Source organism: Microbacterium sp. BG28, from assembly GCF_034044005.1.
Lineage (GTDB): Bacteria > Actinomycetota > Actinomycetes > Actinomycetales > Microbacteriaceae > Microbacterium.
In genome coordinates this window covers 824,731-837,713 of sequence record NZ_JAXCHA010000001.1, presented here as the reverse complement: position 1 = coordinate 837,713, position 12,983 = coordinate 824,731, and the positions used below count along the sequence as shown (strand labels likewise).

Sequence of the window (12,983 nt, the reverse complement as noted above, 5' to 3'; positions counted from 1 at the left end):
GGAGTTCGGGCGGTCGGATGCGGCGTCCGCTGCCGTGCGCGATCTGCCCGAGCCACGCGGCCGTGCTGCACGATCTTCCCCCCACGGGCCCGGAGAATGGGTGCGTGGACATCGCCGACATCCTCGACCGAGCAAGGGCGCACACGGACTGTGTTGTGCTGCCGCCCGTCGCGCTCCCGGTCGTCCGGCGCGACGACGAGCGCCTGCCCGACGGCGTGAGGGAGTTCTACGAGAGATGCGGGGGAGCCGTGCTCTTCGCGGGCCAGGCGCGCGAGGTCACCGTTCTTCCGCCGGATGAGGTCGTTCAGGCCAATCCGGTGCTCGTCGGCGCTGCGGGCGAAGAGGATGCGGTGAGCCGAGCGGCCTACCTGATCGCTCGCACGCCGGGCGGCGACCACCTCACCATCGACATGTCGGCGCGACGCGGGGGGCGTGTCTACGACAGCTTCCACGAGCTCCACGGTGTTGCGGGCAGCTGGCCGATGATCGCGCCGACGTTCGAGGGCTTTCTGACCGAGGTGTGGGAGTCGCAGGGTGCGCTGCCCTACTGGCTGGCGGAGTTCCGGGCATCCAAGCGCGTCTTTCCGGACGCGTACGGCGACCTGTAGGAGCGGACCGTCTCGCGATCGGGTGGGGGCGTTCCTGGCAGTTCGACCCCAATGTTCGCCGTTCTGCCCTTTCTGCGGGTGAGGGGTGCACACTCGGAAGACCGGAGATCATGTGCGCGTCGTCGACGTTCGCCTTGTGCCTCTCCCACTCAGACAGGGGCCTCCCATGGCCATGTCCCGTTCTTCCCGCTCCTTTCTCGTCGCCCTCACGGGTCTCGGGCTCGCTGCTTGCCTGGCGGTGGTCGCCACCTCGTCCGCATCCGCGGCGACAGTGATTGACGGCCCCGTCGACCTCGGCACCGCAGCGACCTACGGTGTGCTCGGCGCCAGCGCCGTCACGAACACCGGGCCCACCGTGGTCAACGGCGACCTGGGCGTCTCGCCGGGCACCTCCATCACCGGATTCGGGGCCGCGCCGGACGGCGTCGTCAACGGAACCACTCATCAGACCGACGCGGGCGCGGCTCAGGCCCAGCTCGACACGACCACGGCCTACGACGTCGCGGCGTCGTTGACGCCCACTCAGACGGGACTCGCCGAACTCAACGGGCTCTCGCTCAGCCCGGGCGTCTATTCGGGCGGAGCGCTGGCCCTCGCGAACACGGGCGCCCTCACTCTCGCGGGGAGCGTGGACTCGGTCTGGGTGTTCCAGGCCGCATCCACACTCACGATCGGCTCCGGCGCTCGGATCACGATCACCGGAGGAGCAAGCTCCTGCAACGTGTTCTGGCAGGTCGGCAGCTCCGCGACGATCGGCACCGCCGCGCAGTTCCAGGGCACCGTGCTCGCTGCGGAGTCCGTCACCGCGACCACCGGCGCCACGGTCGTCGGGCGACTGCTCGCCCGCACCGGCGCGGTGACACTCGACACGAACACCATCACCGCGTCGAGCGGCTGCCCGAGCTCGGGAACGCCGTCGCAGACGACCGCGCCGGTCATCACCTCGGGCGCGCCCACCGGAGCCACCGCGGGGACCCCGTACTCCTTCACCATCACCGCCTCCGGCACGCCGGCGCCGACGTTCACCGCGTCGGGGCTCCCCGCGGGCCTCTCGCTGGACGGTGTCACCGGGGTCATCTCCGGTACGCCGACGACACCCGGCAGCTCGACGGTCACGATCACGGCCGCGAACGGAACGACACCGGACGCCGCGGCGGTCGTGCAGATCGACGTCGCGCCGCCCGTGCCGGCTCCCTCACCCTCTGCCAGCCCGCCGTCGGTGACGACTCCGCCCGCGGGCCCGGCCGGAGAACGGCTCCCCGAGGAGCTGGCCGTCACCGGTGCCGACTCCACTGTTCCGGCCATCATCGCGGGCGTGCTGTTCGCGGCGGGAGTCGGGTTCGTGATGATCGCCCGCCGTCGCCGGGCTCGTCGCGTCTGACCCCGGTCCTCACCCCGCACCCGTCTCGGCGCGCGCGTCGCGCCCCTGTCCCCTGTCGTCCGCCTGCGCGCAGCGCGTCTGCGGCACCCCATCTCGAAGGAACCCCATGAAGACCGTCATCGTCCTCCTCGCCCTCTGGCTCATCCTCTCCATCGTCGGTTTCGCCATCGAGGGGCTCCTCTGGCTCGGCATCATCGGCATCGTCCTCTTCCTCGCCACCGCCACCTTCGGGGCCGTGCGCCGCGCCACGGGCAAGTCCAAGCGCCGCACCTCGTAACCGTCCGCCGGCGTCGAACCGTTCACGCCGGCGCGCTATCCGCCCGAGGGAGGGCCCGTGTACTACGGAACGCGTCTGGGTGAGCACACGCTCGTCCTCCTCGACTATCTGATGGAACACCCTCGAGTCCCCCGGCACAGCGCCGACGAGGAGGCGCGGATGAGCTGGGCGATGTGCGAGCTCGGTGAGCTCGTGGCTGTCGCGACATCGGGCGAAGGCTCCAGAGTCACGATGGCGGAGGCAGACCGGGCGTTGCAGGACCGTGACCTGCGCGACCGCGTCTGGGCGGCGGTGCTGGTCGGGCCTCCGAAGAAGGCCTCCCCGTTCACGGCTCTCTTGCACGTGATCCGCCGCCCCCACGGCGGGACGGTGCTGCGCGCGCCGTCCCGGACGCGTGGCCGCCATCCTGTGGGCACGTTGCTCGCCGGCATGGGCGGGAGGCGCCCGGCGTGACGGGCGCTCGTATCGAGCGGATGGCGTGGTCGGCGCCGCGAAGGCACTGTCTCGCCTCGTAGGGCTCGCCTCCGGCGATCCGATGCCATCGCGACGGAGTGCCCGCCTCGCCCCTCTTGTGCCGCCCGCACCGACGCGCTAACGTGCAACCAAATGGTTGTACAAACGGAACTCAGCGACGCCGAGGTGGACCGGATCTTCCGGGCCCTCGCCGATCGCACGCGCCGCGACATCCTGCGGCGCACGATCGAGGCCGAGCAGTCGGTCTCCGCCCTCGCGGCCGTGTACGACGTGTCGTTCGCGGCCGTTCAGAAGCACGTCGCCGTGCTCGAGACGGCGCGCCTGGTCACCAAGCGCGCCGAAGGAAGGGAGCGGCTCGTGAGCGCCGATCCCGCAACGATCGCGCGCGCCCGCCTGCTGCTCGCCGAGTACGAGCAGCTCTGGCGATCGCGCATCTCCCGCCTCGACGATCTGCTCGCCGAAGAGCCCTGACCCGGATGCGGCGCCGGCCGCATCCGCCGAACCCACCTGGAGATCCCCATGCCCGTCACCGCCGTCACGCACGATCCCGAAGCGCTCACCATGACGCTCATCGCCGACGTCGACGCCCCCGTCGAACGCCTGTGGCGTGCCCTCACCGACCCGCGTCAGCTGGAGCGCTTCTGGGGGCCGCCCGGATATCCCGCATCCTTCAGCGTGTTCGACTTCACCGTCGGCGGGGCTGCGCGCTACGCGATGACGAGCCCGCAGGGTGAGCGCTACAGCGGGGCGTGGGAGTTCGTGGCGATCGATGAGCCGACGATGTTCGAGGTGCGTGACATGTTCACGGATGCGGAAGGCGTCCCCGTCGAGGGGATGCCGGTGCAGCACATGACGTTCACCTTCGCGCCGACGGAGACCGGCTCCCGGCTCACGAACGTCTCGCACTTCGAGTCGATCGAGGCGCTCGAGCAGGTCATCGCGATGGGCGCCGTCGAGGGCTCGACCCTCGCCTTCAACCAGCTCGACGCGGTGCTGCAGGAACTGCGCGCCTACGCCGAGGGCAAGGGCACGCGCACCGAGATCCTCGGTGACCAGCACGTGCGCATCACCCGGCTCATCAACGGCCCGCGCGATGTCGTCTGGCGCGCGCACACCGAGCCCGAGCTCGTGCGTCGGTGGCTGCTCGGCCCCGACGGCTGGTCGATGACGACGTGCGAGATCGACCTCGTCGCCGGTGGTGACTACCTCTACGCGTGGGCGCCGGGCGCGGGCGTCGTCGGCGAGCCGTTCGGCTTCGACGGGCAGACGCAGCTCGTCGTGCCCGAGCGGCGCTGGGTGACGACGGAGCACATGACCGGAACCGACTTCCCCTCGACCACCAACGACCTGTCGCTCTACGAAGAGGACGGCGCGACGCTGCTCACGCTGCTCATCGAGTATCCGGATGCGGCCACGCGCGACATGGTGCTCGCGACCGGTATGACCGAGGGCATGGAGGCCAGCTACGCCCGCCTCGAGCGCGAGGTGCTGGGCGGCTGAGCCTGCGGGCGACGGACCGGGCTGCGCGGCTTCGGCCGCCGACCCGGTCCTGTCTTCGGGGTGGGGGACGGCGCGGGTCATCGGCCGGTCCACCGGACGTCACCGGCTCGTGCCGGAACAGGTACCGGGGCCGTCGGCCGCCCTCGCGAAGAGCGGGTCTCGCCGAATCCGGAATGCACCCGCATCCGCCGGTGTTAGGGTTGTGTGTCGCCTTCGGGCGGCTGCGTCGTCGATACGCGTGCTCCGCCTCCGGGCGCTGGGCCCTCTTCTCGAGCGGCGAACCGATGCGCGAATCCGCGCCGTCGCCCCGTCTTGCGATCACGATCGATCGCCTCATCCGAAAGCACTTTCTTCATGCCTTCTTTCCTTGATCTCGGCGTACCCGCGCCGCTGGCCTCCGTCCTCGCCGCCTCCGGTAAGACCGAGCCCTTCCCCATCCAGCAGGACACCCTGCCCGACGCGCTCGCCGGTCGCGACGTGCTCGGCCGCGGCCGCACCGGCAGCGGCAAGACCATCGCGTTCTCGCTGCCGATGGTGGCGCGCCTCACGGGCGTCTCGCGCACCGCCGGTCGCCCGACCGGCCTGGTGCTCGCACCCACACGTGAGCTCGCGACGCAGATCGCCGCGACCCTCGCGCCCCTCGCCGCCGCCGTGGGCCTGAACGTCACCACGATCTTCGGCGGCGTCAGCCAGAAGCCGCAGGAGCAGGCGCTGCGCGCCGGCGTCGACATCGTCGTGGCCTGCCCGGGCCGCCTCGAAGACCTCATGAAGCAGGGCGTCATCCGCCTCGATCGCGTGCAGGTCGCCGTGCTCGACGAGGCCGACCACATGGCCGACCTCGGCTTCCTGCCGGGCGTCACCCGCATCCTCGGCGCGACGCCGACCGGCGGCCAGCGGCTGCTCTTCAGCGCGACGCTCGACCGCGGCGTCGACACGCTGGTGCGCAAGTTCCTCCAGAACGAGGTGCGCCACGAGGTCGACGAGTCCAGCGTTCCCGCAGCTGCGATGACCCACCGTGTCTTCCACGTCTCCGACGACGACAAGAACGATCTCGTCGAGCGCCTCGCGTCCGGCAACGGCCGCCGCATCCTCTTCACGCGCACCAAGCACCAGGCCAAGAAGCTCGCCAAGAAGCTGACATCGGCCGGCATCCCCTCGGTCGATCTGCACGGCAACCTCTCGCAGAACGCGCGTGAGCGCAACCTCGCCGCCTTCGGCGCTGCTCCGGAGGCGGGCGGCGTGCGCGTGCTCGTGGCCACCGATGTCGCCGCCCGCGGTGTGCACGTCGACAACGTCGAGCTCGTCGTGCACGTCGACCCGCCCGCCGAGCACAAGGCGTACCTGCACCGCTCCGGCCGCACCGCGCGCGCCGGCGCCGAGGGCACGGTCGTCACCGTCGTGCTCGACTCGCAGCGTCGCGACCTCGCCGATCTGCTGCGCAAGGCCTCGATCTCCGCTCCCCTCGAGCGTGTGGATGCGGCGCACGCGGCCGTTTCCGAACTCGTCGGGACGCCGGCGCCGCTCGTGAAGCCGTCGCCCGTCGCCGCGCCCGCTCAGGGCGGCCGCTCCGGCGGTTCGCGCTCGGGTGCGGCGTCAGGACGCTCGGGTGGTGCGGGCCGCGCGGGTGCCGCATCCGGTCGTTCAGCCGGCGCGGGCCGTTCGGGTTCTGCGGCCGGTCGCTCCGCGGGCGCGGCTGCCGGTTCGGGTCGTTCCGGCGGCGCCGCGCGTTCGGGTGGTGCCGGTCGCTCCGGCGGCCGCACGGATGCTCCTGTCCGGGGTGCTGCTCCCGTCGAGGCGCGTCACAGTGCCGCGGCCGAGCGCACGCCGAACCGTCGCGCCGGACGCCCCCAGGGCCACACTGCCGAGAATGTGGCGCCGCGCGGCGGCCGTACGATCGGCGACTCCGTGAGTGACCAGCAGCGCGCGTGGGTGGAGTCGCTCGCGCGGGGCGGCGATGCCGCATCCGGTCGTTCGGGTTCGGAGCGCTCCGCCGCCGGTGCGGGTGCCGGTTCGGGTTCCGGTGACGCGTCGCGTCGGCGCCGTCGCGGCGGCCGTGGCCGCTCCGGAGGCTCCGCCGCCTGAGCCGCGGGCCACTCTTCAGGGCTTGCCGGACTCGCCCGAGCGTCGAGCTGCTTCAGGGCGCACGCCGGGGCAGGTCAGTCTCTTCGCGACCGCGCCACTTTCCCGCATCCGCCACAGTCATCGACTGTCGCGGTTGCGGAGAAGTGGCGCGGTTACGCATATGTGGCGCGGTTCACCACCCAGGAGGCCACCGGAAGGGTTGGGGCTCGGCCCCACGCCCCGCTCAGCCGGGCCCCGTCTGCCACACCCTTCCGCATCCACATCCGCATCCGCCACCGTCGTCGACTGTCGCTGCTGCGCAAACGTGCGGCGGTTGCGCACGTGCGTCGCAACTCGGGCAGCGAGGGCGTCGGGCGCGGGATCAGGCGCGGGCGAGGGTGTCCTCGAGCGCGACCCAGGCGAGCATCGCGCACTTCACGCGGGCGGTGAACTTCGACACCCCGGACAGCGCCGCGGCGTCGCCGAAGGTCTCCTCGTCGAGCGCGACGGTGCCGCGCGAACGCAGCGCCGTGCGGAACCGCTCGATGCGCTCGCGGGCCGCATCCGCCGTGAGCGAGCCTTCCTCGTCGATGATGTCGTCGACGAGGGACGCCAGCATGGATGCGGAGGCCTGCGAGATCGAGCACCCGGCGCCGGTGAACGTCACGTCGCGCACCGTGCCGTCGTCGTGCAGACGCACCCGCAGTTCGATCTCGTCGCCGCAGATCGGGTTGCGCTGGTGCGATGTCGCCGTGCGCCCCTCGGCTTCCGCCATGGGCATGCCATGCGGATGCTTGGAGTGGTCGAGGATGAGTTCCTGGTACAGGCCGTCGAGTCCGCTCATGCGTCCGCTCCGAAGTAGGCGCGCACGTCGCCGACCGCACCCAGCAGGGCCTCGACGTCGGCCTCGGTCGTGAACACCGAGGCGGACGCCCGCACGGATGCGGTGAGCCCGAACCGCGCGTGCAGCGGCTTGGCGCAGTGGTGCCCGACGCGCACCGCGATACCGCGCGCGTCGAGGAACTGACCGACGTCGTGCGCGTGAACGCCGCTGACCGCGAAGGCCGCGAGGCCGATCCGGTCGGCGTGTGAGGTGTCGCCGAGCAGCCGGATGCCGGGGATGTCTCGGAGACCGGCCATCATGCGCCGCCCGATGACGCGCTCGTGCTCGTGGACGGCGTCCATCCCGAGGGCGTCGAGGTAGTCGACAGCGGCCGCGAGGGCGACAGTCTGCGACACGGGCTGCGTACCGGCCTCGAACTTCTGCGGCGGAGGAAGGAACTCGGCTGCATCCTTCGTCACGGTCGTGACCATCGACCCGCCGGTGAGGAACGGTGGCAGCGCTTCGAGCACCTCGCGTCGCCCGTAGAGCGCACCGATGCCGTACGGGCCGAGCATCTTGTGGCCGGAGAAGGCGGCGAGGTCGACCCCCAGCGCCGGGAGGTCGAGCGCCAGATGGGGCGCGGACTGGCAGGCGTCCATGACGGTGAGCGCGCCGACCTCGCGCGCCAGTGCCACGAGTTCGGCGACCGGGTTCACGATGCCCAGCACATTCGACACGTGCGTGAACGCGACGACGCGTGTGCGATCGCCGATCAGCGCGGCCGCCGCATCCAGGTCGAGGGTGCCGTCGTCGTGGACGGGGATGTGGCGCAGCACGGCGCCGGTGCGCGCCGCGAGCTCCTGCCAGGGGATCAGGTTCGCGTGGTGCTCGATCTCGGTCACGACGATCTCGTCACCCGGGCGCAGCGCGAGGGCGGCGGATGCGGCGGATCCGCGCCCCGCGGTCGCATTGCCGATCGAGTAAGCGATGAGGTTCAGGGCGAGGGTCGCCCCGCCGGTCCACACCAGCGTCTCCTCGTCGGCGCCGACGAAGCTCGCGACCCGGGCGCGCGCGTCCTCGTACAGCTCGGTCGCTTCGGCGGCGAGAGTGTGCGCCCCCCGGTGCACGGCGGAGTTGGCGCGCAGCAGGAAGTCGACCTCTGCGTCGATCACGGCGCGGGGCTTCTGGCTGGTCGCACCGGAGTCGAGGTAGACGAGCGGCGCGTCGCCGATCTTCTGCTCGAGGATCGGGAAGTCGGCGCGCAGGGCGGCGGCGTCGAGGGGGGAGGAGCTCACCCCTCCAGGCTAGTTGCGCCGCGGCCGCCCGGCTCCGTGCCGGACGTCCTGTGGCCCCGGCATCCACGTCCCGCGCGTCGGAGAAACATGCGTATGTCGGAGGATTCGGCGTCGAACCTCCGACATCCGGTCGATTCTCCGACCGGAGCGATGCGGATGCGGATGCGGGCGCTGATGCGGGCGCGCGCGAGGGCGAGACGCGAACCCCGCCCTGCGCGTCAGTTCCGGCTCTGGCCTTCGCCGTGACGCGCGACGCTGACGGTGCGGGTGGTGGGGCGTCCCGCACGCTCCTGACCGGGGAGCGGGCGGGAGCGGCGGCCGTAGATGACTTCGGACGAGTCCAGCAGCCACGGCACGAGGGTGATCGTGACGCCGTGCACGAGCATGAGCTGTTGCGCGATGCGGCGGGCACGGCGGTTGTGCAGGAAGCTCTCCCACCAGTGGCCGACGATGTACTGCGGCAGGTAGACCGTGACGACCGCCGGTCCGTGCTTCTCGCGATACTTCTCGATGAAGGCGATCACCGGCTGGGCGTACGTGCGGTACGGCGACTCGACGATCACGAGCGGCACGGGAGGGCGGTGGTCCTCCCACTCCTTCTGCACCGCATCCGCCGACTCCTTGGTGACGGCGACGTGCAGGGCGATCGTCTTGTCGTGCCGCGCGGCGAGGGCGTAGTCGATGGCCTTCGCGACGGGCTTCTGCAGACGGCCCACCAGCACGATGGCGATGTCGCCGGCGGCGCCGAAGTGTGTGGAGTCGTCGAACGTGATCTCGTGCTCGACGTCGCGGTAGTAGCGGTGCACGCCGATCATCAGCACAGACAGCACGGGAATGGCGAGGAAGACGAGCCACGCGCCATGCGTGAACTTCGTGATGGTGACGATGATGAACACCGCCGCGGTCAGCCCCGCGCCGAGCGAGTTGATGACCAGACCCGAGATGATCTCGCGCCGCTCGAAGCGACCCGAGTGCTGCTGCCGGGCGTCGGCCGGCAGCTGGTTGAGCGAGCGGAGTTCGCGCCGCCAGTGGCGCACCATTCCGATCTGTCCGAGTGAGAACGACACGAACACGCCGATGATATAGAGCTGGATCAGGGTGGTCAGGTTCGCCTGTGAGGCGATGAGCACCACGATCGCCGCAAGCCCGAGCAGGATCATGCCGTTCGAGAACACGAGGCGGTCGCCGCGGGTGTTCATGGCCTTCGGGGCGTATCCGTCGCGTGCGAGAACCGCGCCCAGCAGCGGGAAGCCGTTGAACGCGGTGTTGGCTGCGAGCAGCAGCACGCAGGCGGTGGCTGCCTGGATGATGAAGAAGGGGATCGAGTTCATCCCGAACGTGGCGGCCGCGACCTGCGCCATGAGGCTCGGCTGGGGCTGCGTGCAGTCGAACCCGATGAGGTGGCAGGGGTTCTCCGCGTAATGCACGCCCGAGACGAGCGCGAGAACGGTCAGGCCGGAGAAGAGGAGGATCGCGACGGCGCCCATCGCGACGAGGGTGCGCTGCGCGTTCTGGACCTTGGGGCGGCGGAAGGCAGGCACGCCGTTCGAGACCGCCTCGACACCGGTGAGGGCGGAACATCCGCTGGAGAACGCACGAAGGATCAGCAGGATGACGGCGGCCTGCGTGAGGCTCTCGGCCTGCACGGAGAATGCGGCGCTGGAGGCGACGGGCGGGTCGCCGAGGATCATGCGGACGATGCCGGTCACGATCATGAGCGCGACGGATCCGATGAAGATGTACGTCGGCAGTGCGAAGGCACGCGAGGCCTCGCGCACACCGCGCAGGTTGACGATGACGATGAGGATGACGAAGCCGACCGCCAACTCGATGCGCCAGGGGTTGAGGCCGGGCAGCGCGGAGATGATGTTGTCGACACCGGATGCGACCGACACGGCGACGGTGAGGATGTAGTCGACCAGTAGGGCCGAGGCGACGATGACGCCGGGGATCTCGCCCAGGTTCGTGCGCGCGACTTCGTAGTCGCCGCCCCCGGACGGGTACGCCTTGATGAGCTGGCGGTACGAGAGCACCACCACGATGAGCAGCACGACGACCGCCGCCGCGATCCACGGGCTGAAGGCCAGGAATGACAGCCCGCCGATCATCAGGATCATGAGCAGTTCCTGCGGCGCGTAGGCCACAGAGCTCAGTGCGTCGGACGCGAAGATCGGCAGCGCCATGCGCTTGCGCAGAAGATGATCGTCCGCATCCGTGGACGCGAGAGGGTCCCCGATCAGCAGGCGTTTCGCGATCGGAGTCTCGGGCGCCGGCTCGGCGCTGTCGTTTGCCACGACGCGCGACACTACGCCGATCGTTCAGACCGCGCAACGCGAGCGGGGGGTGTTTGCCATGCCGTCATCGTTCCGTGATCATCTGCATCTCGTGCGTCGACCTACGATGTAGCGCATGCATGCGCCCGATCGCCGCGTCGCCCTCGCCTATCGCCTCATCGCGGCGGTGGTCATGGCGTGGGGGATCGGAAGGGTCACCGGCATCCTGGACGGACGGCCCAGCCTCGTCGAATTCCTGTACTACACGGTGCTCAGCAACCTGCTCTGCCTCGTCTGGATGGCGGTGCTCGCCGTTCGCACGGTCGCCGACCTTCGCGCGGATGGACCGCGCGGCGCGTCGACGCCCTCGGCGCGGTTCTCGCTCGCCGTGGCCTTCGCGATCACGGTGACGATGCTGATCTACCTGGTCGTGCTCGTGCCCGAGACGTTCACTCAGGGCAACGGGTATCAGCCGTTCACGCTGACCGACAACCTGATCCACATCATCACGCCCTCGCTGGCGATCGCGGACTGGCTGCTGTTCGTGCCCAAGGGGCGCAGCCGTTGGTTCGATCCGCCCCTGTGGACGTTGATCCCGTACGCATACCTCGCCTTCGCGTTCGTCTACGGCGCTGTCGGCGGTCGATTCGCCGGCGGGGGTCAGTATCCGTACCCGTTCATGAACGTGGACCGCAACGGGCTGGACGGGGTCGTGCTCTGGATCGTCGGCCTCACCCTCGCACTCGAGGTCGTCGCGTACGTCTACATCCTCATCGACAAGGCGCTCGGCGCACTGGACCGTCGGATGCGCCCCGCGTCCGCCGTCCGGGCCACGGCGGACGCGGGGGCCGGGCGTCGCTGATCGGCGCGATGCGGCGAAGATGTCGATGCGCCTCCCGCCACGACGCCGCCGCGCAGGACCAGAGTCCACACCACCCAGGTGCGCCGAGAACGGACGGCGCGTTCGTTCGAGCGCACGGCCAGTGGCGCCGTCAGCGAGAGAGGGTTGCTCGCACGCCGCTCAGTCGAGCCACTCTCGCGCGGCGATGACGAGGTTCTCGACGCCGCGCTCGATCGTGGGATGCAGCACCGGAGCGAAGAAGGGCGAGTGGTTCGTCGGCACGTCGCGGTCGATCGTCCCCTCGGCGCTCGCGCGGGCGAACAGCTCCGGGTCGATGCCGCCCCAGAACCAGAACACGAGCGGTACCCCGGCCTCGCGCGCGAACCAGGAGACGTCCTCGCTGCCGGTGAACATGCCCGGGTCGACGACCGCCGCGTCGCCGTAGGCGCGGCGGAAGGCCGCCGCCAGCCGGGCGGTCGCGTCGGAATCGTTGATCGTGGGCGGCAGCGTGTGGTCGTTGACGATCGTGGGCGGCATTTCTGCGCCGGAGGCGTCGGCTTCGGCGCGGATGATCCGCTCCACTCGGTCGAGCACGCGCTCCCGCATCCCGTCGTCCGCGTAGCGGAGGCTGAGTTGCAGCGTCGCCTCGGCGGGGATGATGTTGTGCTTGAGGCCGGCGTGGATCGATCCGACCGTCACCACGGCGACCTCACGCGGGTCGACCTCGCGCGAGGCGACCGTCTGCAGGCGCATGATGGCGGCGGCGGCCATGACGATCGGGTCGATCGTGGCGTGGGGGCGCGAACCGTGGCCGCCGCGTCCGTGCAGGGTGACGGTCAGCCCGTCCGACGCAGCCATCTGGGTTCCGGGCCGTACACCGATCGTCCCCGCCGGCAGCGGAGTGACGTGCTGACCGAGCACGATGTCGGGCCGCGGGAAGCGATCCAGCACGCCGTCGGCGATCATCGCCTTCGAGCCCGCCCCGAACTCCTCGGCGGGCTGGAAGACGGCGACGACCGTTCCCGACCATTCGGATGCGGTCGCCACGAGCCGTTCGAGTGCACCCAGGAGGGCGGTCACGTGCATGTCGTGGCCGCACGCGTGCATCACCGGCACGTCAGCGCCCTGCGGGTCGACGCCGCGCGCTGTGCTCGCGTACGCGAGGCCGGTGCGCTCGGCGACGGGCAGGCCGTCCATGTCGGCACGCAGCCAGACGACCGGCCCGGCTCCGTTGGCGAGCGTCGCCATGACGCCGGTGCGGCCGACACCCTCGGTGAACGGGATTCCCAGCGTCTCCAGCGTGCGGGCGATCACGCCCGCGGTGCGCGTCTCCTGGAACGACAGTTCGGGGTGGCGGTGCAGGTCGGTGTACAGCGCTTCGAGGTCGAGAGCCATGTCCCGACCCTACTCGCGGGCGCTGAGCGGGGAAGTCTCCGCAGACGCCAGCACG

Annotated in this window: 12 protein-coding genes; 8 read left to right on the top strand and 4 right to left on the bottom strand. The window is 70.6% G+C overall.

What is annotated here, in order from left to right; genetic code table 11:
- Positions 1-104 precede the first annotated feature (104 nt).
- The 7 genes from SK224_RS04235 to SK224_RS04205 all read left to right on the top strand — a co-directional run bounded on the left by SK224_RS04235 (position 105) and on the right by SK224_RS04205 (position 6,322).
- A complete protein-coding gene (locus SK224_RS04235; RefSeq protein WP_320433537.1) occupies positions 105-608 on the top strand; it encodes an SMI1/KNR4 family protein in 504 nt (167 codons plus the stop codon).
- A 166-nt stretch (positions 609-774) separates the two neighbouring features.
- Complete coding sequence (locus tag SK224_RS04230; RefSeq protein WP_320433536.1) at positions 775-1,989, top strand: ice-binding family protein; 1,215 nt, start codon at positions 775-777, stop codon at positions 1,987-1,989.
- A gap of 106 nt (positions 1,990-2,095) precedes the next feature.
- Complete coding sequence (locus SK224_RS04225; protein ID WP_320433535.1) at positions 2,096-2,266, top strand: hypothetical protein; 171 nt, start codon at positions 2,096-2,098, stop codon at positions 2,264-2,266.
- Between the two features lie 57 nt (positions 2,267-2,323).
- Positions 2,324-2,719: a hypothetical protein gene (locus SK224_RS04220; RefSeq protein ID WP_320433534.1), complete on the top strand. Its 396-nt coding sequence runs from the start codon at positions 2,324-2,326 to the stop codon at positions 2,717-2,719.
- Positions 2,720-2,872: 153 nt separating this feature from the next.
- Entirely contained in the window at positions 2,873-3,211 is a 339-nt protein-coding gene (locus SK224_RS04215; RefSeq protein WP_243226202.1) for an ArsR/SmtB family transcription factor, read from the top strand.
- A 48-nt stretch (positions 3,212-3,259) separates the two neighbouring features.
- Positions 3,260-4,240: an SRPBCC family protein gene (locus SK224_RS04210; RefSeq protein WP_320433533.1), complete on the top strand. Its 981-nt coding sequence runs from the start codon at positions 3,260-3,262 to the stop codon at positions 4,238-4,240.
- A 354-nt stretch (positions 4,241-4,594) separates the two neighbouring features.
- Positions 4,595-6,322 carry a DEAD/DEAH box helicase gene (locus SK224_RS04205; RefSeq protein WP_320433532.1) on the top strand — a complete coding sequence of 576 codons (1,728 nt, stop codon included), beginning with the start codon at positions 4,595-4,597 and terminating at the stop codon, positions 6,320-6,322.
- A 361-nt stretch (positions 6,323-6,683) separates the two neighbouring features.
- On the opposite strand, the gene sufU is transcribed toward SK224_RS04205, so the two are convergent.
- The 3 genes from sufU to SK224_RS04190 all read right to left on the bottom strand — a co-directional run bounded on the left by sufU (position 6,684) and on the right by SK224_RS04190 (position 10,602).
- Entirely contained in the window at positions 6,684-7,145 is a 462-nt protein-coding gene (sufU, locus tag SK224_RS04200) for a Fe-S cluster assembly sulfur transfer protein SufU (protein WP_320433531.1), read from the bottom strand.
- Positions 7,142-8,419: a SufS family cysteine desulfurase gene (locus tag SK224_RS04195; RefSeq protein WP_320433530.1), complete on the bottom strand. Its 1,278-nt coding sequence runs from the start codon at positions 8,417-8,419 to the stop codon at positions 7,142-7,144. Before SK224_RS04195 ends, sufU begins: the two co-directional genes overlap by 4 nt.
- Before the next feature lie 218 nt (positions 8,420-8,637).
- Positions 8,638-10,602, bottom strand: a complete 1,965-nt coding sequence (locus tag SK224_RS04190; RefSeq protein ID WP_320433792.1) for an APC family permease — start codon at positions 10,600-10,602, stop codon at positions 8,638-8,640.
- Positions 10,603-10,828: 226 nt separating this feature from the next.
- On the opposite strand from SK224_RS04190, the gene SK224_RS04185 reads away from it, so the two are divergent.
- Positions 10,829-11,554: a Pr6Pr family membrane protein gene (locus SK224_RS04185; RefSeq protein ID WP_320433529.1), complete on the top strand. Its 726-nt coding sequence runs from the start codon at positions 10,829-10,831 to the stop codon at positions 11,552-11,554.
- Positions 11,555-11,713: 159 nt separating this feature from the next.
- Here the strand turns inward: SK224_RS04185 and SK224_RS04180 are convergent, their stop codons facing one another.
- Positions 11,714-12,928, bottom strand: a complete 1,215-nt coding sequence (locus SK224_RS04180; RefSeq protein ID WP_320433528.1) for an amidohydrolase — start codon at positions 12,926-12,928, stop codon at positions 11,714-11,716.
- Positions 12,929-12,983: the final 55 nt, after the last annotated feature.

What these genes read in the sequence shown, in the direction of transcription:
- SK224_RS04230 (WP_320433536.1), top strand. Translation starts at nt 775, where the DNA reads ATGGCCATGTCCCGTTCTTCCCGCTCCTTTCTCGTCGCCCTCACGGGT.
- SK224_RS04225 (WP_320433535.1), top strand. Translation starts at nt 2,096, where the DNA reads ATGAAGACCGTCATCGTCCTCCTCGCCCTCTGGCTCATCCTCTCCATC.
- SK224_RS04215 (WP_243226202.1), top strand. Translation starts at nt 2,873, where the DNA reads ATGGTTGTACAAACGGAACTCAGCGACGCCGAGGTGGACCGGATCTTC.
- SK224_RS04210 (WP_320433533.1), top strand. Translation starts at nt 3,260, where the DNA reads ATGCCCGTCACCGCCGTCACGCACGATCCCGAAGCGCTCACCATGACG.
- SK224_RS04205 (WP_320433532.1), top strand. Translation starts at nt 4,595, where the DNA reads ATGCCTTCTTTCCTTGATCTCGGCGTACCCGCGCCGCTGGCCTCCGTC.
- sufU (WP_320433531.1), bottom strand. Translation starts at nt 7,145, where the DNA reads ATGAGCGGACTCGACGGCCTGTACCAGGAACTCATCCTCGACCACTCC.
- SK224_RS04190 (WP_320433792.1), bottom strand. Translation starts at nt 10,602, where the DNA reads ATGGCGCTGCCGATCTTCGCGTCCGACGCACTGAGCTCTGTGGCCTAC.
- SK224_RS04185 (WP_320433529.1), top strand. Translation starts at nt 10,829, where the DNA reads ATGCATGCGCCCGATCGCCGCGTCGCCCTCGCCTATCGCCTCATCGCG.
- SK224_RS04180 (WP_320433528.1), bottom strand. Translation starts at nt 12,928, where the DNA reads ATGGCTCTCGACCTCGAAGCGCTGTACACCGACCTGCACCGCCACCCC.